At 40.7% G+C, this 21,251-nt stretch carries 19 protein-coding genes; 9 read left to right on the forward strand and 10 right to left on the reverse strand.

Annotation, left to right across the window (positions count from 1 at the left end; all coding sequences use genetic code 11):
- Positions 1 to 138 precede the first annotated feature (138 nt).
- Complete coding sequence (locus UYC_RS0105300) at positions 139 to 933, forward strand: DUF1868 domain-containing protein (protein ID WP_200862354.1); 795 nt, start codon at positions 139 to 141, stop codon at positions 931 to 933.
- A 64-nt stretch (positions 934 to 997) separates the two neighbouring features.
- Here UYC_RS0105300 and UYC_RS0105305 read toward each other — a convergent pair whose 3' ends face one another.
- Both UYC_RS0105305 and UYC_RS0105310 read right to left on the reverse strand, forming a co-directional pair.
- Positions 998 to 1,789 carry an RDD family protein gene (locus UYC_RS0105305; RefSeq protein ID WP_016873609.1) on the reverse strand — a complete coding sequence of 264 codons (792 nt, stop codon included), beginning with the start codon at positions 1,787 to 1,789 and terminating at the stop codon, positions 998 to 1,000.
- A gap of 21 nt (positions 1,790 to 1,810) precedes the next feature.
- Positions 1,811 to 2,665: a DUF7847 domain-containing protein gene (locus UYC_RS0105310; RefSeq protein ID WP_016873610.1), complete on the reverse strand. Its 855-nt coding sequence runs from the start codon at positions 2,663 to 2,665 to the stop codon at positions 1,811 to 1,813.
- 80 nt (positions 2,666 to 2,745) lie between these two features.
- Here UYC_RS0105310 and UYC_RS0105315 point away from each other — a divergent pair, with 80 nt between their 5' ends.
- Entirely contained in the window at positions 2,746 to 3,702 is a 957-nt protein-coding gene (locus UYC_RS0105315; protein WP_016873611.1) for a stage II sporulation protein M, read from the forward strand.
- Positions 3,703 to 3,904: 202 nt separating this feature from the next.
- On the opposite strand, the gene UYC_RS0105320 is transcribed toward UYC_RS0105315, so the two are convergent.
- The 5 genes from UYC_RS0105320 to UYC_RS0105340 form a co-directional block, all read right to left on the reverse strand.
- Positions 3,905 to 4,705, reverse strand: coding sequence for an MOSC domain-containing protein (locus UYC_RS0105320; RefSeq protein WP_016873612.1), 801 nt, complete (start codon positions 4,703 to 4,705; stop codon positions 3,905 to 3,907).
- 129 nt (positions 4,706 to 4,834) lie between these two features.
- Positions 4,835 to 5,779, reverse strand: coding sequence for an FTR1 family iron permease (locus tag UYC_RS0105325; protein ID WP_016873613.1), 945 nt, complete (start codon positions 5,777 to 5,779; stop codon positions 4,835 to 4,837).
- A gap of 148 nt (positions 5,780 to 5,927) precedes the next feature.
- On the reverse strand, positions 5,928 to 6,362 hold the full coding sequence (locus UYC_RS0105330; protein WP_026087374.1) for a ferritin-like domain-containing protein: 435 nt from the start codon (positions 6,360 to 6,362) through the stop codon (positions 5,928 to 5,930).
- A 242-nt stretch (positions 6,363 to 6,604) separates the two neighbouring features.
- Positions 6,605 to 7,648 (reverse strand): ComEA family DNA-binding protein, encoded by a 1,044-nt coding sequence (locus UYC_RS0105335; protein WP_016873615.1) that lies wholly within the window; start codon positions 7,646 to 7,648, stop codon positions 6,605 to 6,607.
- A 338-nt stretch (positions 7,649 to 7,986) separates the two neighbouring features.
- Entirely contained in the window at positions 7,987 to 9,012 is a 1,026-nt protein-coding gene (locus tag UYC_RS0105340) for a multicopper oxidase domain-containing protein (protein ID WP_016873616.1), read from the reverse strand.
- A gap of 707 nt (positions 9,013 to 9,719) precedes the next feature.
- Here UYC_RS0105340 and UYC_RS0105350 point away from each other — a divergent pair.
- From UYC_RS0105350 to UYC_RS0105360, 3 genes are all read left to right on the forward strand, one after another.
- Positions 9,720 to 10,643, forward strand: a complete 924-nt coding sequence (locus UYC_RS0105350; protein WP_016873618.1) for an energy-coupling factor ABC transporter permease — start codon at positions 9,720 to 9,722, stop codon at positions 10,641 to 10,643.
- Positions 10,636 to 11,316, forward strand: coding sequence for an energy-coupling factor transporter transmembrane component T family protein (locus UYC_RS0105355; RefSeq protein WP_016873619.1), 681 nt, complete (start codon positions 10,636 to 10,638; stop codon positions 11,314 to 11,316). The genes UYC_RS0105350 and UYC_RS0105355 overlap by 8 nt, the downstream gene beginning before the upstream one ends.
- A gap of 212 nt (positions 11,317 to 11,528) precedes the next feature.
- Positions 11,529 to 12,248, forward strand: a complete 720-nt coding sequence (locus UYC_RS0105360; RefSeq protein ID WP_016873620.1) for an energy-coupling factor ABC transporter ATP-binding protein — start codon at positions 11,529 to 11,531, stop codon at positions 12,246 to 12,248.
- A gap of 135 nt (positions 12,249 to 12,383) precedes the next feature.
- Here UYC_RS0105360 and UYC_RS0105365 read toward each other — a convergent pair whose 3' ends face one another.
- Positions 12,384 to 12,974, reverse strand: coding sequence for a DUF1269 domain-containing protein (locus tag UYC_RS0105365; protein ID WP_235082886.1), 591 nt, complete (start codon positions 12,972 to 12,974; stop codon positions 12,384 to 12,386).
- A 283-nt stretch (positions 12,975 to 13,257) separates the two neighbouring features.
- Positions 13,258 to 14,055, reverse strand: coding sequence for a DUF1269 domain-containing protein (locus tag UYC_RS0105370; RefSeq protein ID WP_016873622.1), 798 nt, complete (start codon positions 14,053 to 14,055; stop codon positions 13,258 to 13,260).
- 1,362 nt (positions 14,056 to 15,417) lie between these two features.
- On the opposite strand from UYC_RS0105370, the gene UYC_RS0105375 reads away from it, so the two are divergent.
- From UYC_RS0105375 to UYC_RS0105390, 4 genes are all read left to right on the forward strand, one after another.
- Positions 15,418 to 15,894, forward strand: coding sequence for a hypothetical protein (locus UYC_RS0105375; protein ID WP_016873623.1), 477 nt, complete (start codon positions 15,418 to 15,420; stop codon positions 15,892 to 15,894).
- Between the two features lie 5 nt (positions 15,895 to 15,899).
- On the forward strand, positions 15,900 to 16,070 hold the full coding sequence (locus tag UYC_RS38520) for a hypothetical protein (protein ID WP_162138994.1): 171 nt from the start codon (positions 15,900 to 15,902) through the stop codon (positions 16,068 to 16,070).
- 321 nt (positions 16,071 to 16,391) lie between these two features.
- A complete protein-coding gene (locus tag UYC_RS0105385) occupies positions 16,392 to 17,063 on the forward strand; it encodes a DUF1361 domain-containing protein (RefSeq protein ID WP_016873625.1) in 672 nt (223 codons plus the stop codon).
- Positions 17,064 to 17,312: 249 nt separating this feature from the next.
- The gene (locus UYC_RS0105390; protein ID WP_016873626.1) at positions 17,313 to 18,488 is read left to right on the forward strand and encodes a baeRF7 domain-containing protein; all 1,176 of its coding nucleotides are present in this window, start codon (positions 17,313 to 17,315) and stop codon (positions 18,486 to 18,488) included.
- Positions 18,489 to 18,764: 276 nt separating this feature from the next.
- On the opposite strand, the gene UYC_RS0105395 is transcribed toward UYC_RS0105390, so the two are convergent.
- Complete coding sequence (locus tag UYC_RS0105395) at positions 18,765 to 21,119, reverse strand: putative PEP-binding protein (protein ID WP_016873627.1); 2,355 nt, start codon at positions 21,117 to 21,119, stop codon at positions 18,765 to 18,767.
- Positions 21,120 to 21,251 lie beyond the last annotated feature (132 nt).

Raw genomic sequence — 21,251 nt, forward strand, 5'->3', positions numbered from 1 at the left:
AAAAATTAAAAATTAAAAATTAAATTTTTAATTCATGTTCTCCTACACACCAAAAAGCTAAATACTTTTTAAGTCACTCAATCAATGCGGGTAAGTTTGCCTAAAATCAATAAGCGTAAGAACATGAGGATATGAAGATTGGACGACAACTATCAAACATACTTAAACCGGGTAGCACGGATGACGCTCCCAGAAGCGTACAGATCCCAAGTCCAGCATATCCAGGAATCTTCTAAATTTCAGCCTACACCAGATGGGGCAAGACAAGCCGCACCTTTTCCTGGTTATACGGTAATTACTCCGCCTTGGGAAGAAGAAACAGAAAACTCTAATTTCTATGCCAAGTTAGAAGCTTACCAACAAGAACTCTTGCAATTGCCTGTTGGTTGCGATCTGATTGTACCTGTACCACCTGCTAGCTTTCATTTAACCTTAGCAGATCTGATTTGGGACAGTGCTTTCCGAGATGCTTGTGAAAAAAATTCTGAATTTGAACAGCAGCTACGCTCTTGCTTCATCGACATTTTCCAGCAATATCAACAATCGTTGACAGGTTCATCTGTTCCCATTCGTTGGCAAACGCTGGGATTAATGATTATGCCAAGAGCTGTGGGTGTTTGTTTAGTACCTCAAGATGAAAGTTTTTACGAGCAAATTGTGAATTTACGCCGCGCTATTTATCAAAATCCTCAATTAATTGCTTTAGGTATAGAACAACAGTACCATTTCACTGCCCACATTACCTTGGGCTATTTTGGAGAGGTGCCCCCTGAACTGGATCGCGATCGCCTAGCAACAGTTTTTTCGCAATTAAATCAACAATGGTTGATGAATTCGCTAGATTTTGTAGCACACCGTGCCGAACTGCGGAAATTTGATGACATGACACGATATTATCGCGAACCAGACTGGCCAGTTTTAAATTTTAGTTAATGGTTAGTGGCTAAAAGCTAATGGCTAAAATATTAACTATTAGCTCTTAGCTCTTAGCTATTAACTATTGACCAAAATTTGAAAATTTTTGATACGTAAGATAAATAGCTTCTAAAAATACATCAGGGCTAACACCTTCTGGTGCTTTTTCTAAATTAATAATGGTTTTAACTTGCTTGGCTAATCGCAGAGCAACTGCGTCTCTGCCTTTTTGTGACATTCCTTTACGCCTGAGCAAATACTCACGAATTATGGCAAAATCATCAGGTAGCATCGCTGATATATTTGCTGTTTCTAATAATTCCTGACAAAGTAACTTTGCCTGTTCAGAAATAGTAAAAGTTGTGGCTAGTGAGGGTGGTTGAGTTTGAATCACAATTGTACCAGCTACCCAATCACCTATGCGCTTTTCACGACGACCAAAAATAATAAAAAATGCGCCCAAAAACAAAGTATCATCTATAGGTCGTAATAAGGCACGCAGTGCTGCTTGCTGCAATCCAATCGGACGTCCGTTGTCTTTCAGCACGCGAATTTTAGCAATGCGTTTGCCAGGAGTTTGCCCTTGCCATAGTGTTTCAAAGCAGACAAAATACCCCGTGTAAATAAAATAATTAACTAATAAGGCGATCGCATACAACCAAATACCAACTTTATCGCCGCCAAAAATATTGGTTAACCAATCCAATACCTGCACTGAAAGAAATAGCCATGTAATTAAAAAGGTAATTAAAATTAAAGCCAAGACGTGATAATCAATTAGTAAAGCCCAAGCACGGCTGCCTATTCCTGCTAAAACAAATTCTAATTCTACACTTTCTGGTGTTTGGTATTTAACACGATTAAAAATATGCATTGTTATCAAATTAAATAATATTTAAATTTCATGGTCGCGCAACTTTAAATCTAAACCTTCTTTACGACTTCTAATATCATAGTAAACAACAGCTTTAAGAGTTTGCCAAAATGGTAAAATAAGTGCTCCACTACCAAAACTCAAAATTATTGTTAATACGAAAAAAAGTACACCGAAAATTATAGAATTTTGTCTTAAAAGTGGTGCAAAAACTCCCTGTAAAATAAAGCTAATAATTTGCGCAAATATCTGAATAGGTATTGTAATTAAAAATCCAACTAGCGATATCAAAAGAATTCGCCATACGTAACCTTGAGTTAACTCCCAGCTTCGAGAAATTGTTGACGTGCTATTAAGATTATCTTCAATAGAAAGAGGAACTTCGACTAAATAAAACCGTGTCATTAACCATAAAATAGCTACCATCATCAAAATCATAAATACAATAGCTATCAGACCAAAAATGATATATGTAGTAGGATTTCCTTGTTGACCTATTCCACCAACTAGCAATGCTGATAAAATACTAAGAATTAAAAATAAAACTATAATACCGATACCAATTCCCATACCTAAAAGAAACATTAACAGCATCGTAATTAGATACTGCCATAACCTAGAATTAACAAAACGCTGTCCAGAGGCAATACTTTCGGGTTGATTAACCAAGTCAGCAAATGCTAAACGGGAAATTAAAGCTGTTAGGGCAAAAAACTTTGCCCAACCATAAATCGGAATAAATAGCCACATATAAGCTTTGAGAGCAAGTAAAAAATATTTCTTTAGATGAGAACGATATAGCAAAAAACCTGTACTGACGACATTACCTATACTTAATGTTTGTAAAGGGCTGTAAGAACCCTGGTTAAAAGACATAATGTCTTATGCTCCTATGATATGCAGTAGTAAACTTGAGGCTATCTTAAGTTAACTTAAACTCAGTGTTCCCAAAATTTATGAATATTCAACGTTGGATTGCACGACGAGAACCAAATTGGCAACGTCTGGAGGCACTGTTAAGACAGGTAGAAAAAAAAGGACTCAAATCTTTACAAGCAGCCCAAATTAAAGAGTTAGCAAGTTTATATCGTTCGATCTCGGCAGATTTGGCACGCGCTCGCACTCAGCAAGTCGGTAATACTTTGATACAAAATTTACAATCGTTAACTACTCGTGCTTATGCGCAAATATACCAAGGTTCGAGCCGACAAGAATGGCAGGCAGTACTGAATTTCTACCGCTGGGGATTACCAACTGTAATACAGCAAACCTTCCCATATATCGCTTTTGCAACAGCCTTGTTTCTGCTAGGGGCGCTAGTTGCTTGGTGGTATGCATGGCAAGATCCCAGTTTTATGTCGCTGATTGTGCCTGAAAGTTTAATTGTCAGGGTGCGCGATCGCGGTGAATTGTGGATGGGTTCAATTGTCGGTATTGAACCTCTAGCATCCACCAACATTATGACAAATAACCTGTCGGTGTCTTTTGGTGCGGTGGCTGGTGGGATGACGGCTGGGTTATATACAGCATTTTTAATGGTATTTAATGGCTTGATGATTGGTGCGATCGGCACTTTAGTCGGACAAAATAATCTTGCCTATCCTTTTTGGGGGTTTGTATTTCCCCACGGTTCTTTAGAATTACCTGCGATATTTTTTGCTGGTGGTGCTGGCTTTTTATTGGCAAAAGCAATTGTATTTCCTGGAAAGCATCGCCACCCTGATGCATTAAAGTTCTATGGTTCTCAAGCGGTGCAATTAGTATTTGCTATTGTGCCAATGTTGATTATTGCTGGCATAATTGAAGGATTTATATCTCCTAATCCCCTCGTACCAACACCTTTTAAATACTTGTTTGGAATGGGATTATTTGTTTTATTAGTTGCTTATTGTAGTCATAGAAAAAAAGGATAATGTTTTGAAATTTACGTTTGAAATGAATTAAAATGGTAAGCAAAAATCATATTTTAGAAGTCGACCACAGATGGACACAGATAAACACAGATAATTTATCCGTGTGCATCTGTGTTTATCTGTGTTCGTTCTCACCTAAAATTGGATTTTGCAATCAATCTATTATTTACTACGACTCAAGGTAAGTTCAACTAATGCATTATTAAATATTAACTATTAACTGCTCGCCGATCGCTACAGAACCATCGCTAATTATCTGTGCCAAAACTCCAGTCTGCGTATGATGAAAGTGTGTTTGCAGCAGAGAAAGTAGATTGATATCTCTTTCCCCTGTTTCCGGATTGACATCAATATTTAAACAGCGATTAATTCTTGCTGTAACAGCAATTCGTGCTGTACCTATTTGGATTTCTTGCCCTACCCAATCAAATTCTTGCCAAGCGGGTATACCCTCAACAATAATATTAGGACGGAACCGTAGCACATCAATTGGTTGTCCTGCTAATTCACTTAGATGGTTAATAGTTTCCCGGCTGACAAGGGAAATATGTACTACTTCTCGGTCGGGATAGCGGGTTTTGTTAAATTCTCCTACAAGTTGCAAAGGTGCGCGTTGAGGATGCCTGGCGGCTTGACTGGGGTAAATCCCTGCTAGATAGCCAGTGAAAAAGGTAGAAATTAAATCGCGCCCCTTGGTAGTGTTGGTATTAGCAACCAGTAACTCTACACCTTTACGCTTGACTGTCAAAGTACGGCTAGCCGACTCGTAGAAACAATCTAAAGCCGCCAGCCCGTGCCAGTCATTTTGCATGGCGAAGTTATGTTTCTTCATCCAAGGCACGGTTGTAGAGTCAGTATCTGTTACATCTTGCTTGTACATCAAAGCAAAAGCGCGATCGCCTGGTATGCCATGCCCTACTTGTAGGTTGACGCGATCGCATTTGTGAGCACTTAACCCTTTAAATGGATAAATAAATAATTGTTGAACGGAAATTTTGTTCATTGGAAATGGGTATGTATTGGGTGTCAGTTACCAGTTATCAGTTATCGGTTAACAGCAATACGCCTGACAACTGTAGCCTGCGGCAAGCCGCTGCGCGTCTACACTGTTAACTGTTAACTGATTAAGCCCTTAGTTTCCAGTCTTTACTGGAATATTGCCACTAGCAGCTCCTCCTGTAATACTGCGGAAATACAAACCCCCGACTGTCAACAAAAATAAGACATATCCTACAGCTTGTACGAGATAGAGATGTTGTCTATAACCAAATAAAGCTTTGAGTACAATCCCAGGAAATTTTTCATCGGGCAAAATATTGGCAGTATTCCAAACCATTGGCCCTAAAATGCAAGAGTGGATTTTGGTAAACCTCTCGTAATAAAAACAAAGGCTTGCCGAAGCACGATTACTAAGAGCAAGGTTAGCGACAGCTTCGTCAAAATTATGCAATGCCGACACCACCAATCCACCCACAATCAATACCAATAAGACACCCATCACCTGGAAAAATTGCCGGATATTGATTTTGACGCCCCATTTAAATAAAAGCACACCGATAAGGGCTGCAACGGCAATACCAGCAATAGCACCAAGGCTAGGAATTAATCCCTGTTGAAAATTGGCAGCGATAAACAGAACAGTTTCAAAGCCTTCGCGTACAACTGCAATTAAAATTAAGCTAAAAACGCCCCAACCAGCATTAGAGTTACTTTTTAAGGCATCTGTCACCGCTCCCTCAACTTGGGCTTTCATAAATCTGGCTTGTTTAGTCATCCAGATCAGCATCCAACTGAGCATGGCGATCGCCAATACACTGAAGGTAGCTTCCAGCAATGGCTCAACTACGGAGGTGTACTGAGGATTAATAGTCCCTAATACTTGAATCAAAACACTAAACAGCACACCTATGAGTGCGCTGATAACAATGCCAACACCGACACCAGCATATACCCAAGGGTTGAGTCGAGTAGCCTTTGCTTTTTTGAGCAAAGCCATAACAATACCAACAACTAAGGCAGCTTCCACTCCTTCTCGGAGCGTAATCACAAAAGTAGGTAAAGCAGTACTAAAATCCATCAGTTGTCCTTTGTCCTTTGTCCTTTGTCATTAGTCAAAAGCCATAATTAATAACTAGTACGGGCGGGTTTTGTTGATAATCTTGCCGTTCAAACTGCTAATTTATCTTCTAAACCCGCCCCTACCAATGACTAATGACTACTGACTATTAACCGAAATCGCGTAACATTTTTTTCAGTTCAAGATTATGCATCTCTTCCTGTCCAATCATAGTTCGAGCGAATTCTTCTAGATAAATGCTGGCATTAGTAACAGCATCTAGCAGTTTTTTATACAAATCTAGAGCTTTCTTTTCGTGTGCCAAACTTTCTTCCAAGATATCCTTCACAGAGTGCTTGTAAGATTCCTCCATCGGCGCAATTTTGAGGCTAGGATGCCCTTCTAAGCCTGTGAGAATTTCTCCTACCTGTTGAGCATGAAGTAAAGATTCACTTGCTTGCGCTTTGAAAAAATCCACAATGGGAATACGATAAGGCCCGTTCACCATCAAGGAATAATGCGTATAACGCACAACTCCTGCTAGTTCAAATTCCATGATGGAGTTTAGCAGGTCGATTGTCTTTTTGTGGTCAAGTTCTTGCATTAGTTGTTAATTCACGCTAAGAGCCAAAGTTATCATTAGGGAGTTATGAATGAGGTGAAGAATTATGAGTTATAAATGATACTATTAACTTCTACACAGACAGATTTAATCAAATATTGCTTTTGTTAAAAGCTCTTGACTAAATAAGTCCGCTTTCACCCATAATTCTTCACTTCTAACTAAATTTTAAACTCCTACCTTAAGATTAAAACCAAGGCGAATCTAGCTTCCGTTCATTACGACTATGATTTCTGTGCCTGGGTACCAGGAGCATTAATCACTTTTTGCGATTCCTGCCCAATGCCTTTCACCAGCTTGGTTACTTCCTCTGGTGTTTTGACTGGCTTGGCTGGGGGAATTACACTAGGCCAAACTTTCAATAGTTCAGCCATATTCGTCTCAATAGCTTTGTGGGCTGTGGGATTCTTTTTAGCTACTTGACTAGAAATGCCTTTGTACAAGTCGTTAGCATACACTACAAAGCCACGGGAATCTTGATACTCAATTGCTGCCGACACTTTGCCATCGGCAATCGCAGCACTATATTCTGAATTAGCAGCATCCAATAAGCCGTTAATCACCTGGAGAATGAATGCGGGATTGGTGCGTTCACTTTCGCTTAAAGCAGCGATCGCTCCATCCACTGATTGCATAGAAGAAGCTAAATCTGTTTTTACCTTGGCATCCTTGGGTTTAGCTTTCACCAAATCTTGCAAGCTGATCAAAGTAGTCTTGAATTCCTTAACATTGCGCTCTTTGAGTTGATCTTCTACATCAACATAAATCTCTTCTACCGGATGCCCAATATGAGGTTCTGCTTGCTTGGGCTGATTTTTATCTAACAGTTCTTGTGCCACTATCAGATGCCCTTTCATTAACCCCAGCTTGGTCATATAGTCTACATCTTTAGCTTCCCCAGTCAAAACCACTTCTTCGACTGTAACTTGGTCTTTAATTTTGTCAAACTGTTCTTGGGTAATTACCTTTTTAGTAACTAAATCCGCTGGACTACCGTAGGGGCGACTTGCCTGAATTTTATGCGATAAAGCGGGTACACCTAACTGCCCTTCAAATTTATCTAACTCAGATAAGATGGCAGTGTTGATGTTAATTTTCTTTGTGCTGCCATGCCCGCTATGACTTGCTGTCTGTGTGGTTTGTGCCGCAGAGTTAGCATTCCCAGCTGCTGGTGAATTGTCTGCGGTGGGCGTGTTGCTACCACAGGAACTCAAGGTTACGCTCGCACAAGCAGCTACAGTTAAGCAAATATAACGAAATTTTATCATCGGTGCTCCTAATAGATTTAAAAGCTAGTTATTGAAAGGCTGTGAGGTGATATCGGCAGTTAAGTTTGACAATTTGTCATAATTTTTGCTATGACAATTTTGCACGTAATGAAAGTTTTTATCAACTAGTTATTTAATTTAAGTTACTGATTTTAATAAATTCTTTGACTTTTGTAATTAGGAGCTAACGCTTGTTAAGAATATCTATCAATTAAAAGTCTAAAATGATATCAGTAAATTACTAGATTCATGCATTCCTGAAGCAGACTCTTTCACTAGTAGCCAATAGCAAACAGTAAATTACCACATTCTTCTAGAGCCTGTTTGATTAAGCAATACTAAGCATTGTGACGTTGATTGAGAGAGCCTTTGTCAGCAACTACTTCAAATTGCCCCATGCATCCATGTTCTGCGATCGCATCTTGATGGGGATGAAACATATATTTTCCTGGATAGCGAAAGGCAAACTCTAGAATGTGCCGTTCTGCTACACCCATCGTGATTACATCTGTTTTTTGGTTAGGAGTTAGAGTCATCCCTAGTGGATAAACATCAAAGAAGTTGGCATGAAGGTGAAACGTAACGGCAGGATCGAATTCAATAATGTTGAGGACATATAGGCGAATCAACTGATTTTGATAAATGCGAATCGAATGATCCATGTAGTAATCGGGTAAGCCGTTAAATGCATAGTATTCATTGTGGTTATCATCATCGACATCATACCCAGCCATCACTAGGGCAATCTCATCTGCAGGTGGACGCGGAGTGGGTGGATCGATGATAAACATTCCATACAACCCTTTAGCAATGTGTCGGGTGACAGGTTCAATGTGGCAATGATACAGGTGAACGCCAAAAGGTTCAGCATCAAATTCGTAAATCGTTGCACTACCATTACTAACTGGACGAACACCGTCCATTTCTGCAGGATGAATGCCGTGAAAGTGCAGAGAGTGAGAATGCCCCGCCTTATTGAGGAATAATATGCGCACGCGATCGCCTTGTTTTGCCCTCAGTGTCGGGCCTGGGATGCGACCATTTAAATCCCATATATTGTAAGAGACAGCGCTATTTAGTTGTATGGCTGAAGTCCCGGCAGTCAAACTAAATTCTCGAATTGTCCGCCCATTTTCTCGCTTGGGCGTCCCATAATCAAAATCTCTAATTACTTGCATGGGGTTAGCAGCACTTTTTGCGACTGCCTCCATCTCCAAGGGTGGTATTCTTACCAACTGCTTTTGAGCGCTCAACTTGTGCCAGATTGCAGCTGCCCCTCCTATCCCAGCGCCTGCTAACCCTAGTTTCAACAACTGACGGCGATTCAATAATTTTTCTTTATTCAGAGCAAAATAGTTAGGCATGGGAGATTTAAGACTCGCAATTCCAGATAAACTGCGATTTTATTGCAATTAATTCTTATTAAATAAGAATTAAGAATTAATGTCAATAATCTCTAAATGTCTTTACAAAAAGAAACTCAAACTACTCTCCTTGGTGAGCTAAGGGAATAAAAATTTAATTGTTTGTTTATATTTAGAACTCTTATTTGATTCCCTTCTTTCCCCAACCCTGTTCCCTGCCTCTACGAGTAACTTCAGTAATCAAATTGGATTGCGATCGCAATGCTTGGTTGTATTGATTACACAAAAGGTTTTATTTGTCGAGTTAAGTTGTAGCTTTTTGTAATATCTATGATGTTACTAACTAGCGGTAGATGCTCTCATTAGAAAGTATTTTTTAGTAAATATCTATACTCTACATATGTATCTATGAATACTCGTTAAATAATTTATATATTTGATTTATAGTTAGCTTAAACTAAAGTTTTTGTAAATGTTTGACACAAATTTTGTGATTAAGAAAAAGTAAATTATTATAATTTTACAATTCCATGAAATTAGTAAAGTAAATGATAGAAAAATTCTTGTCAATCATTCTGAGGGAATAGCAGCAAATCCCCCAAGAGGGCATTGTAAAAGAGGACAAAAATTTGTTTTTTATTAATTTGTGCTGTAGTTTTATTAATTACTAAACACAATGCAAATAAAAACAAAAATGGAGGCACATAGTGCATATTCCTGATGGTTTTGTTTCTGTACCGGTGGCAGCAGCAACTGGTGCATTGAGTGTGGCCGCAATGGGTATTGCCTTAGGGCGATCGCGAGATGCTTTTGGTATCCGACGCGCACCTGTACTGGGTTTAACTACCGCCTTCATTTTTGCCGCTCAAATGATTAATTTCCCTGTCGCAGGTGGCACTAGCGGCCACTTGTTGGGGGGAACTTTAGCAGCGATCGTCCTTGGTAGTCCTTGGGCAGGTACTTTGTGCATTGCTACAGTTTTAATTATTCAGGCTGTGTTGTTTGCCGATGGGGGCATTACAGCATTAGGAGCGAATATTTTTAACATGGCAGTAATTGGAGTTTGGGTAGGTTGGGGTTTAACTCAAACTTTGCAGCGCTTGTTGGGAGGATCTAGAGGACGGTTGCCCCTAGCTGCTGGTATTGCTGCTGGTGTGAGTGTGGTAGCAGCTGCTATAGTCGCTGCGATCCAGTTGGCACTTTCGGGGACTGCACCAGTTAACATAGTTTTACCAGCAATGACAGGTGTGCATATTTTGATTGGTATAGGCGAAGGTTTGATTACTGGGGGTGTGTTAGCTTACCTATCTACAGCACGACCTGACTTGTTACCAGGAACACAACAGCAGTTACAAGGGTGGTTAGTGCCAGTAGTGAGTATTCTGTTAATTGCTGGTGTACTTTCTCTAGTAGCTTCAGCATGGCCAGATGGTTTGGAGAGAGTTGCCGAAGACTTGGGCTTTATTGATTTAGCAGATCAAGTACGAGTATCAGTACCAACACCCTTCGCTGACTACGGCATAGAGGGATTAGGCCCGATTGGCACAAGTATCGCTGGAATTCTTGGATCTGGCGTTTGCTTTGCTGTTGCCTTTGGTATTGCACAAGCAGTGAAACCGAATAATGCTTAGACTGTCATTACCGTTACGTTTACATCTATCTTTAGTGATTGTAGTCGGAACAGCTTTACTAAAGTACCATGCTTGGTATTGGCTGACTGCATATGGTGCGATCGCATTTATGTGGGCTGTTCTATTACGCGTACCCATTCGCAAACTGACAGGATTATTGGGTGCAGAATTAATTTTTTTGTCTTTTTTAGCGTTACCTTTGGGATGGGAGCGAGCTAGTTTTCTGCTTGTTCGTTCTTTGATTTGCTTAATAACAATGAATAGTTTTTTGTTAACTTTGCCGCCACATAGTTTTGGCATTGCTCTCAAAAGTTTACCCGTTCCAGGTGGTTTAAAAGAAAGTTTGCTATTATCTGGACAATATATAGAAATTTTGCTGGATGAAGTAACGCGGATGCAGCGTGCAGCGCAGCTTAGAGGTATGAATGGTAATGCTGGATGGTTGCGCTACACCAGTGCTGCAATGATAGGCAGCTTGTATCTGCGAAGTTTGGAAAGGGCAGAAAGAGTTTATGCAGCAATGGTAGCTCGTGGTTATCAAGGTACACTACCAGTAGATTCCACATTAAGAGCAAAAGAGCGTTTTGTCGTGCTGGCAGCTTGCGCGATCGCTATTTGTTTGACCCTAACCTCGTATCAAATGTCCAGTTCTAATTTAATAACTCACAATTAGTCATTAGTCATTGGTCATTAGTGTTCTCTGCTAACTACTAACGACTGTATGGGCGGGTTTAGAAGATAAATTGTCGGTTTTAACTCAACGATCATCAACAAAACCCGCACGGCAGTCGCTACAACAGAGCGGAGCCGGAGAATCCGAAAGCTCCTCTTAACCTCCAAAGGCGCGCTGCCTCCCCTACTAACCACTAACTACTAACAACAAGAATGTCACAAGCCTTAGTGGTTCAAGATTTAGTTTATGCCTATTCCAACTCCAAACCCGTTTTACAAGGAATTTCTTTTACCTTAAATGCAGGCGATCGCGTAGCATTAATGGGGCCAACCGGTTCTGGAAAAAGCACCTTGCTTGAGAACATTATCGGCTTAAAACAACCCCAAAGCGGAAAGATTTGGATTAATGGCATTCCGGTAGAACCAAAAACTTTACCACAAGTACGTCGTCAAATCGGTTTTGGCTTTCAAGATGCCAATGACCAACTTTTTATGCCGACAATACTAGAAGATATTACCTTCGGGCCGCGTAACTACGGCGTATCACCAGCAATAGCAATTGACAAAGCCAGGCAGCTATTGGCTGATTTTGGTTTAGAAGCTTATGCCAACCGTTCTGCTCACGAATTGTCTGGAGGACAAAGACGCCTTGCCGCCCTGGCTGCAATTTTAGCCCTCGAACCGGAAATTTTGATTTTAGATGAACCGACAAATGGACTTGATCCAGCATGGCGTCGTCAATTTGCCCAACTGTTGTTACAGTGGCGAGGAAAAGTGATGTTAATCGCATCACACGATTTGCATTGGTTAAGTAAAGTTACTCAACGTGCTTTAGTTTTATCTGGAGGTTGTATTCACGTAGACAGTGAGATTCAGCCACTGTTACAAGAAGCAGATACTTTGGAAAAACTGGGTTTACCTGTGGATTGGTGAATTGGCTGCAGCACAGATAGCCAAGAACGCCGAATCACTGTGCCATTTCTTGACAAGTTAGACGTCCTTGGCGTTAAGTATCTGAATCAATTAAGCTGCTAAAACTAATTCTTGCCAGCTTCTAGTAGCGTGCTTTTACTTAGCTGTCTCCAATGGTTCGTTCGTGATTTGCGCATCCTCTACGAAGACACCGTCTTCACTCGCAATGATACCGCTAACTTGAGTTCCTTCTGGCGTCTGAGCCACACGACCAACACCCGATGCCATTGAGCCGCCACCTGCGGTATACAATACATTGCCACCTGCACTTAACTGCTCGGCAATATCGGCTTTGAGCGAATCGCGGACAACTCGCTCTGCTTCGTCTGCCAGTGCAGTTTCCAAAGCTTCCAACTGTGCCTCCTGGTTGTGCTCAATGGCTGCCACGATCGCTGAAGTGTTGGGGGGTAAAGCCGATCCAATTTCTTTCATTTCAGCCTTGAGCGGGGCATTCTTCAACTTGCCGATCAGTGCTCCGATCGCACCGCCACCTGCTGCCACCGCCGCAACCGAAGGTGCCGCCAGCAGTCCAACTAAGCCACCGAGTATACCACCAGTAATCAAGCCTTTGGCTGTACGATGTTTCGCGTCAGTAATCTTGACCTTCCCATTGGTATCCTTGACGACGACAGCCGCATCTTGGATGCTGATTAATCCTGCCTTCTTGCCCTGCTTGAGGTCACTCATGACTTTGCCTGCACCCTCGGGTGTATTGAACGCTGCTACAATTACTTGAACTGGATTGTCGCTCATGATTCATTTCTCCTTATTTTGCTCTTTATTGAAAGGTACGAACCGTTGAAATCCACGCTTGTCAAATACTGTGACATCAGGCTTTAAGTCACTCTTATTACGCATTGAGCGATCGCTCAACAGAATCTAGTACTCTGTCAGAGTAATTTTGGAGAGTTAAAATTCTCCGCGTCCCCGTGTCAGCCTCAACCCGTCAATTTTTGGTTGACAGACTACACTAAACCGTCAAGGCTTCCTTCGCTAAGGTAGATGCTTGTTTGAGCTTCTCTTGTCGCTGTGCCACATCAGACTGAATTTCTGCAATCTGCTTCTCTATCTGAGCTTTTCTTCTGTCATTGGCAATTTTTGCCTGCTCTTGCAGTAGATTGACTTTGTCCTGATACTGCCGATTAGTATCTTCCACCCACTTATTTGCCGCATCAATCTTGGACTGAAGTTTGCTGCGAGTGGCATCAATTTTGGCTTGGAGTTTAGCTTTTTGTTCAGCCGCAGCCGCATTGAATTCTTCCTCTAATGCTTGCAGTTCTGCTTGAGTCTCTCGGATTTCGCGATCAAGCTGATCGTCAATAACTTCAGTGCGGAGTTTGCGGAACACTGTTCCTCCCAGTGGTTCCATTGATGTGTCGAGAGGAATTGTCCAGTATTCATCAATGGATGCCACAACTGCTGCTTTTCCTGGAGTTAGCACTCTGCTCACATCATCGAGAAACTCAAGATCAATACCCATCTGTGACATATCGCTCACTGCCCCACCAAGAGAGCCGCTTGCCATTCCTACAGCCATTCCAACCGGGCCTCCTAGTATACCTACCATGCTGCCTAGAACTGCACCGAATAGCGTTCCAAGGGGGCCTCCATCGGCTTGGCGCACATCAACTTTACCATCTGCATCCTTGGCAATGACTGCGATCGCATAGATGACTAAGTCGGCTTGCTGATGCAGCTTTTTAAGTTCGTTCAAACCACTGTAAGCTTTGCTTTCGTCGTCAAAAACGACTACAACCATTTTTTCCATGTTGTTTTGCTCCTTGGTTTACTAGAGAGTAAGCAGATAATCATTGGGTTAGCTCCACATACTCGAAATCTAGGAAAGCGAACCCAAAAACAGCTGTGTCGGCATTACTGGAGGGTGGGTGACGAGGCGAAATAAACCCCCAGTGTGTCAACGTTGCCGAATTTCCTTCTTACTGAGTCCATAAGACTGGTTACCTATTCTCAAAAATTGCTTCTTTTACTTATAAATAGGGTTTTTATGCTTCTAAAAGATTAGTGGCTATCATCAAAATTCATTTCATCAAATCAATGAAAAAATCTTCCATCTATTTCACGAGCTACAAATAGCTTCCAGCAGTGTTAAATTCCTAGACAGTTAATTTTGATAGAATTTTCCTGTTAACTAGTTATTCAAATACTAGTTAATCAAGATTCATTATTTAGTTCATAAATTTGCGCCTCTATTGTGAGTGTATAAACATTAGGATGTTTAAAATATTAAATTATTTTAAAATAAAAACAATTGAAATAGTCAAGTTTCAACTGAGTACAATACAGTAAATATAGATTAGTAAACAAGCTAAAAACAGTCTGAAAATTAATTTTCTAACCTATTTTTAATCTAAATTACTGTACTGTAAGCAAATAAGAAAAATTGAAAAACTAAGCGCTAGCAAGAGTTAGAAAAATTAGACATGGCAAATCTCTTTGCTCAATCACCTTAAAAAAGACTGTAAGGTTTGTTGTACTAACCAATTAAAAATTACAAAAGAACGAAAATTGTCAACAAAGTAATTGTTCCTTCATTGAAAACAAGTCTGTCAATAAATAAATGTCTTCTTTTTTCTAAGATTTACCTATCAACGTAGACAAAAAACAAAAAACAATACCGCATCTCATCTTGGATGAAATGCACAAAAGTATTTAGCTATGTTGATTTTTATTTTGTAGCTAGATTAACATTACCGCAAAAAAATAAGAATTTGATAAGCACTAAATAAGGTTGTTTTGGAAAAAAGAAGGTGCAATTTCAACTTGTTGAAATTAGTAAAAGGGACTAGAGACTGGTGTAATGGTATTGAGGAGTCCACGTTGTAGCCGCCCAACGCAGTGGTGAGCCACCACACTGGCTCCCCAACCTACACCCAATACACCAATTTAGTCTTGACACGCCACTAAACCAATATTTGAGTATCTGAGGTAAAAGACTACATTAGTGTTTGTGCTGTAAAAACTGTAGAGGGCTAGTGAGCAGAATGGGTGCAACAGGAGAATATGCAATTCAGACGGTAATTTAATAGAAGTGTCAAATTATCGGAACACTCACCAAAACTACTGAATCATTGGTTACCATGATTTAGATTTTATTGGTAGTAAAGTATAAATGTCTGTTTGGTCTAAATATACTCTTATTGTTCCTTTTAGCATGAGCTTGTTTCTACTGCTTGCTAGTTGTGACGACAGCAAAGCTTCTCAATGTCGGCGACTCATTACAGCTGTTAATGATGGAACCTCTCTTTTAGAGACAAATAAAGGCACTCAGGTAGTCACAAGCTTGAAATTAGCTCAAGATTTGGAAGTTGTTGCTAAAAATATCGAGGAAAAAAACTTTAAAGATCCCAAACTTCAAGAATTTCAAACTCGTTTTGTAAAGGTGTTTACAACTCTTAGTAAAAATATTAACAAGGCAGGTAAAGCTCTTGGTGCCGCAAAGTTAACAGAAGCTTCCTCATCTGGTAAAGATAAACTACAAAAGACTAGAGATGAAATCGATGCTGCTTTAAAAGCAGCCACAATTGCTGCCAAGCAATCCGATGTTTTAGCAGGCGAGGTCAATAAGTATTGTAGCCAGACTGAATAGTGTTAATGCTACAAGCATCTATGATTTTAGGAAGCGATCGCACGTGCTATTATCGCAGCGAGTTCGTTATCAGCAAACGATCCGGAGGATTTTTGCTCCTACCGTGTGCTGATGGCGATCGCTCCCGGCAGTTTTTTGCTGCTACGTTAGTCAATAATTTTCGGAATATTACTTAGACAAGATGCAATTTATAAAATAGTTAAGACAATGACTATATTCTAGAATGAAAATCCCTTGGTGGGAGATTTTTATCTCATAACTGTTACAGCTATACTAGTTGGTTGACTCTAATACTTCGAGCCACCTCCTTCCCAAATATACTGTCACAGACTCAGTTTTCATGTATACACAACTATGATTTGGAGTGAAGTGAAACTGATTAACTGTTGTCAGAGAAAAACCACACTCAGCTTTTAGTTGTTTTATCTATCAACGATATAGGTTCACGCTCACAAGGAAATACTCAATCTTCACACATATCTTCAGAGGAAGCAGCAATGAAAGCGGATCTAATTGAATTGATGGACAGAATTATACAAGTCTTACAAATAAATATACGTTGGATGACTTGGAATTTGTTTCTGGCGTTTATACCTTTAGCTCTAAGTATTTGGCTATTTCGGATGAAACGCGGACGTTCTTGGGTTTGGTGGCTGGGTTTTTTGGTATTTTATGCTTTCTTACCAAATGCACCTTATTTGTTGACTGATGTAATTCATCTGATTCATGATATCCGCACAATTCAATCTGTGTGGATAATTAGCCTTGTGTTAATTCCAGTATATTTGTTAGTGATTTTAGCTGGTTTTGAAGCTTACGTCATCTCTTTAATAAATTTGGGTTACTACTTACACCGTATTGGCAAAAGTCAATGGATTGTATGGGTTGAGATAATTACCCATGCTTTATGTGCTGTTGGTATTTATTGGGGACGTTTCTTACGTTTTAATAGCTGGGATTTTGTCACTCAACCAGACGCTTTACTAACTAAAGGCATAGAAGAAATTCTTGGCAAACAACCATTGGTAATTATCGCTATAACTTTTGGCATACTTGTTGGCTTGTACTGGTTAATGAAACGAGTGACTTTAGGTTTTATCAGGCAAAGAAATAATAGTATAGATATGCCTTCTCAAGGTATCAATAGTAACAAATCATCTATGGAATAATAGGGTTTTGATTGTATAAAAAACCGTAATCTATAGAATCTTGAATAGTGATTCACATCTTCATCTGCCTTTGTCTCCATCTCAAGAGAGGTTAAAAGGCAGATGTTTTTTTATCAAAAGAAAGATGCCACAGGACAAATAAAGGATTTGAAATGAATCTAGAGATGTGCCGTTTGAAGCGTCTGTGTACATCACCAAACTTAACTGAACTGTATTGAGCTTTAACTAACGTGGATAGGAATTTAAAATATGTCGCTATTATCTATTGATGAACTAAAAACTTTAGTAGAAGAATCCCAAAGTCCTTGTGTTTCTCTGTATATGCCTACGCAAAAAGCAGGCCCCGAAACTCGACAGAACCCTATTCGCTTCAAAAATTTAATCCGTGAAGCAGAGGAACGTTTGGATGAAATGGGGATACGCCACACAGAAGCAGTTGATTTTCTCCAGCCAGCAAAGGAACTTGATACACATGAGTTTTGGCAAAATCAAGATCGAGGTTTGGCAATCTTTATCTCGCCTAATGTTTTTCGCTACTATAAGTTACCGATGGAGTTTGAAGAATTAGTAGTTGTTAACAATAAATTCCATCTCAAACCACTGTTACATCTCATTAATAACGATGGACGGTTCTTCGTACTAGCTCTTAGCCAAGATAATGTCAGGTTCTTTGAGGGAACACGCTACACGATCCGTGAGTTGGAAGTGGAAAATATGCCTAAGAGCCTGAGTGAAGCGCTTCTTTATGAGGAGACTGCCAAAACAGGTCAGTTTAGAATTGCAACATCAAAAGGGTCAACTGCCAGTCCTTTTTCGCGTTCACAACCTGGTGCATTTCACGGGCAAGGAAGCCCTGATAGAGATCAACATCAAAAAGACATCCTGCAATTCTTTTATCTTATTGATGGTGCACTGCACGAGAAACTGCGTGAAGAAAAAGTACCTTTAGTGTTGGTAGGAGTTGAGTATCTCTTCGCTATTTACCGAGAAGCCAATACTTACCAAAATCTAGTGGAGGAAGGTATTGCAGCTAATGTAGATATCGTCAAACCAGAAGAATTACACAAGCAGGCTTGGCAAATTGTGGAACCTACCTATACTCAAACACACAAAGCCATAATGGAGCTTTACCAGCAAATAGCTGGCGAAGGTACTGGTAGAGCTTCTAGCGATCTCAAAGAAATTATCTCTGCTGCTTATTTCCAAAGGGTTGATTCTTTGTTAGTGCCTGTAAATGAGCAAGTTTGGGGCAATTTTGATCCACAGACAATGGCTGTAGATTTACACTCACAACCAGAGCCAGACGATCAGGATTTGTTAGATTTTGCGGCTGTTCATACGCTTTTAAATGGTGGTGCAGTTTATACCGTTGAACAACAACAATTACCAAATGGCGCGCTAGCAGCAGCTATTTTCCGATATTGATGATTACCTAATAAAGGCAGAGGGCAGTAGACACGTAGACGCGGTAGACGCGTTCGCCGTAAGGCGTTGCGTTAGCTAGCGGTTTCCGTTCAGCGTTGGGCGTAGACGCAAAGCGGCTTCTCGCAGAGTAGCCCTTCCCGCAGTCTTTGCTGTTCCCGTTCCCCGAAAGGGGTTCCCGCAGGGTAGGGTAGGTAGTGGCGTATCCGTTGGTAGGCAGAAGGCAGAAGGCAGAAGAGAAGACAAGGGGACTACTAACTACTAACCACTAACCACTAACTATTGCATTTGTCGCCGTGCTGCTTCTAAAAGCAGGCGTTTCTCCGCACGAGCAATGGCTTGATATGTCCTCGATACTGCTTCTGGTTCTACAGAAATGGAAGTAATACCCCATTTAACCAGGTGCTCAACGATCTCTGGATACAATGCTGGAGCTTGCCCGCAAATAGAGCAAGGAATTCCGCCTTCTGTTGCCATGCGAATAAGTTGGGCTATGGCACCCATTACTGCCGGATGACGTTCATCAAATGCTTTTGCTAGCTGTCCGTGTTCTCTGTCTACTCCTAGCAGTAGTTGAGTTAAATCGTTTGTTCCAATTGATATGCCTTGTACACCAGCTTTGATATATTCTGGCAGTAAAAATAGCACACTCGGCACTTCTGCCATCATCCATAATTGAAACTGAGGCACTTGAGTTAAGTTTGCTTGTTCAACTTTTTGGCGACAAAAGCGAAATTCTTCTAGGGTACGAACAAAGGGCAAAAGTAGGTGGATGTTGGTATAGCCAGCTTTTTGTACAGTCGCCAAAGCAGTAAGTTCGATCTCAAACAGTGCAGGATTGGCTAGATAGCTGAAAGTACCCCGCTCTCCCAAGATTGATGCTGGAGAAGATTGTAAATTGTCTTTTAAAGATGGCAATTCGTGCGATCGCCAGTCCAAGGAGCGATAAAAAATTGGTCGTGGTGCAAAGGCGCGAGCAAACTGCATAATTGTTTCGCACCAACGCTCCAACAGTTGTACTTGATGCCCCTCATTCAACCAAGTATGAGGGTGCTGTCCATCTAAAATATTGAGCGACATTAGTTCAGAGCGCAATAATCCGACTCCATCCACAGGCAAAGATTGCACTTGCTCGATCAAGCTCGGTTGACTCAAGTTAACTAGCAACTGTGTAGCAGTCATGGGTTGATCGAGGTTGATGGGGTGGATAAGGTGATGAGAGGAGAGTTGTTCTAATTGTTTCCTTGTCTGGTTTTCTTGTTGTGTGTTTGCAGAGTCCTCTGCTGTGCTCATACCGAGGCGATAAACTTCTCCTTTATCACCATCTATCAGCAGTTGTTCGCCATGTTGAATCAAATTTGTGGCATTTGCCAAATTCACTATTGCTGGAATTCCCAATTCTCTTGCCAGAATTGCAGCATGGCTAGTTAATCCTCCTTGCTCAGTAATTATGCCACCTGCTTGTTGCAATATAGGTAACCAATCTGGGGTAATTACTGGTGTAACTAAAATTACTCCTTTGGGTATTTGTGCTGGTTTTTGCTGAGAATTAGCAATCACATAAGCAGTCGCTGTGACACGTCCTGCCGCTGTCCCCAATCCTTTGAGAAAATGAAAATTAGAAATACCCAATTGGGGGGTGATTACTTGTGTTAAATAAAGCGTACTAGATGGCTCTTGCTCTGGGATTGTCCACTCTAAGGTAAAGTTTTTACCGAATTCTCTGGCAATTTGCTTCGCTAATTTAATTAATTGCTGTAAGTATTCTTCTGGTAAAGCATACTGTTTTTGTTGGATTTCTTCGAGTAGGTAGGTTTGCAAACACGATCGCTCTACCGTTTCTACAGATGAGGGTACGTGTTGTAAGTCAACCCTATAATTCGTGTTCTCAATTCGATAAGCCAACATTTTGTTTCCCAGTTGCTGCTCCAATACTGCGCCAGTTTCTGGGTGAATGTAGTAGGAATCTGGTAAAACTTCGCCGTAAGTGATCGCCATTCCTAGTCCCCAGGTAGCTTGAATTTCCCATCCTGAAGAGTTAGCAACAAGCAAACCAGAGGCGATCGCATTTTGAATTGGTTGTGCCAAAATTGCAAAATTAATTTGTTGCAGATCAATTCCTGCCTGCTGCCAATATAGTAGGCTTCTAGCCCGAAATAACTGACTCCAAGTTTGCTTGAGTGCAATGGCGATCGCTTCTGGCTCACAAAAACAAACTTGTGACTCTAACAATCCTGATATACTCCCGATCGACTGTTTTGCATTTGGGAGCATCAAGCTGGGACGAAAAATTAGACATTCAGTTTCAAATTGTCTAGCAGCTTTGAGGATTGCATTCAACAATTGGGGTGGTACTGTAGCATTAATTATCTCTTGACGCAAACCACTAGCTACCTGCCGAAGCTGACGCCAATTATTCACATCCAAGTGTAAAGAAGAGTGAGGTAAGTCAGCAACTAGCGCCTCTGAACTATTGAGATTTTCTAGAAATTTTCGCAAAACTGATGCTGCAATCACAAAACCAGATAGCACCGGATAACCACGCTGCATGATTTTGCTTAAATAAAAAGCTTTATCACCAACTTCGGCGCGATCTTGCAGTTTAATTTTCTCAAGCCAGTAGAGTTTGTCCACTCAATTAGTCAGTTATCAGTTATCGGTTGTCATAAACTCTGGTTGTCACCAGAAAAATCAATTTTGATCGTGTACGCTTGATGTTGTGAGTTGTAAGTTGTTAAAAATGACTGCGGGCAAGTTTCACTACGG

It is taken from the genome of Chlorogloeopsis fritschii PCC 6912 (assembly GCF_000317285.1).
In the GTDB taxonomy this organism is placed as follows: domain Bacteria; phylum Cyanobacteriota; class Cyanobacteriia; order Cyanobacteriales; family Nostocaceae; genus Chlorogloeopsis; species Chlorogloeopsis fritschii.

Excerpts from the sequence above, each read along its gene's own strand:
- UYC_RS0105310 (WP_016873610.1), bottom strand. The coding sequence starts at position 2,665 with ATGTCTTTTAACCAGGGTTCTTACAGCCCTTTACAAACATTAAGTATA.
- UYC_RS0105325 (WP_016873613.1), bottom strand. The coding sequence starts at position 5,779 with ATGGATTTTAGTACTGCTTTACCTACTTTTGTGATTACGCTCCGAGAA.
- UYC_RS38520 (WP_162138994.1), top strand. The coding sequence starts at position 15,900 with ATGCTACAAGCATCTATGATTTTAGGAAGCGATCGCACGTGCTATTAT.
- UYC_RS0105385 (WP_016873625.1), top strand. The coding sequence starts at position 16,392 with ATGAAAGCGGATCTAATTGAATTGATGGACAGAATTATACAAGTCTTA.
- UYC_RS0105320 (WP_016873612.1), bottom strand. The coding sequence starts at position 4,705 with ATGAACAAAATTTCCGTTCAACAATTATTTATTTATCCATTTAAAGGG.
- UYC_RS0105360 (WP_016873620.1), top strand. The coding sequence starts at position 11,529 with ATGTCACAAGCCTTAGTGGTTCAAGATTTAGTTTATGCCTATTCCAAC.
- UYC_RS0105340 (WP_016873616.1), bottom strand. The coding sequence starts at position 9,012 with ATGCCTAACTATTTTGCTCTGAATAAAGAAAAATTATTGAATCGCCGT.
- UYC_RS0105390 (WP_016873626.1), top strand. The coding sequence starts at position 17,313 with ATGTCGCTATTATCTATTGATGAACTAAAAACTTTAGTAGAAGAATCC.
- UYC_RS0105305 (WP_016873609.1), bottom strand. The coding sequence starts at position 1,789 with ATGCATATTTTTAATCGTGTTAAATACCAAACACCAGAAAGTGTAGAA.
- UYC_RS0105365 (WP_235082886.1), bottom strand. The coding sequence starts at position 12,974 with ATGAGTGACCTCAAGCAGGGCAAGAAGGCAGGATTAATCAGCATCCAA.
- UYC_RS0105335 (WP_016873615.1), bottom strand. The coding sequence starts at position 7,648 with ATGATAAAATTTCGTTATATTTGCTTAACTGTAGCTGCTTGTGCGAGC.
- UYC_RS0105355 (WP_016873619.1), top strand. The coding sequence starts at position 10,636 with ATGCTTAGACTGTCATTACCGTTACGTTTACATCTATCTTTAGTGATT.
- UYC_RS0105375 (WP_016873623.1), top strand. The coding sequence starts at position 15,418 with ATGTCTGTTTGGTCTAAATATACTCTTATTGTTCCTTTTAGCATGAGC.
- UYC_RS0105315 (WP_016873611.1), top strand. The coding sequence starts at position 2,746 with ATGAATATTCAACGTTGGATTGCACGACGAGAACCAAATTGGCAACGT.
- UYC_RS0105370 (WP_016873622.1), bottom strand. The coding sequence starts at position 14,055 with ATGGAAAAAATGGTTGTAGTCGTTTTTGACGACGAAAGCAAAGCTTAC.
- UYC_RS0105330 (WP_026087374.1), bottom strand. The coding sequence starts at position 6,362 with ATGCAAGAACTTGACCACAAAAAGACAATCGACCTGCTAAACTCCATC.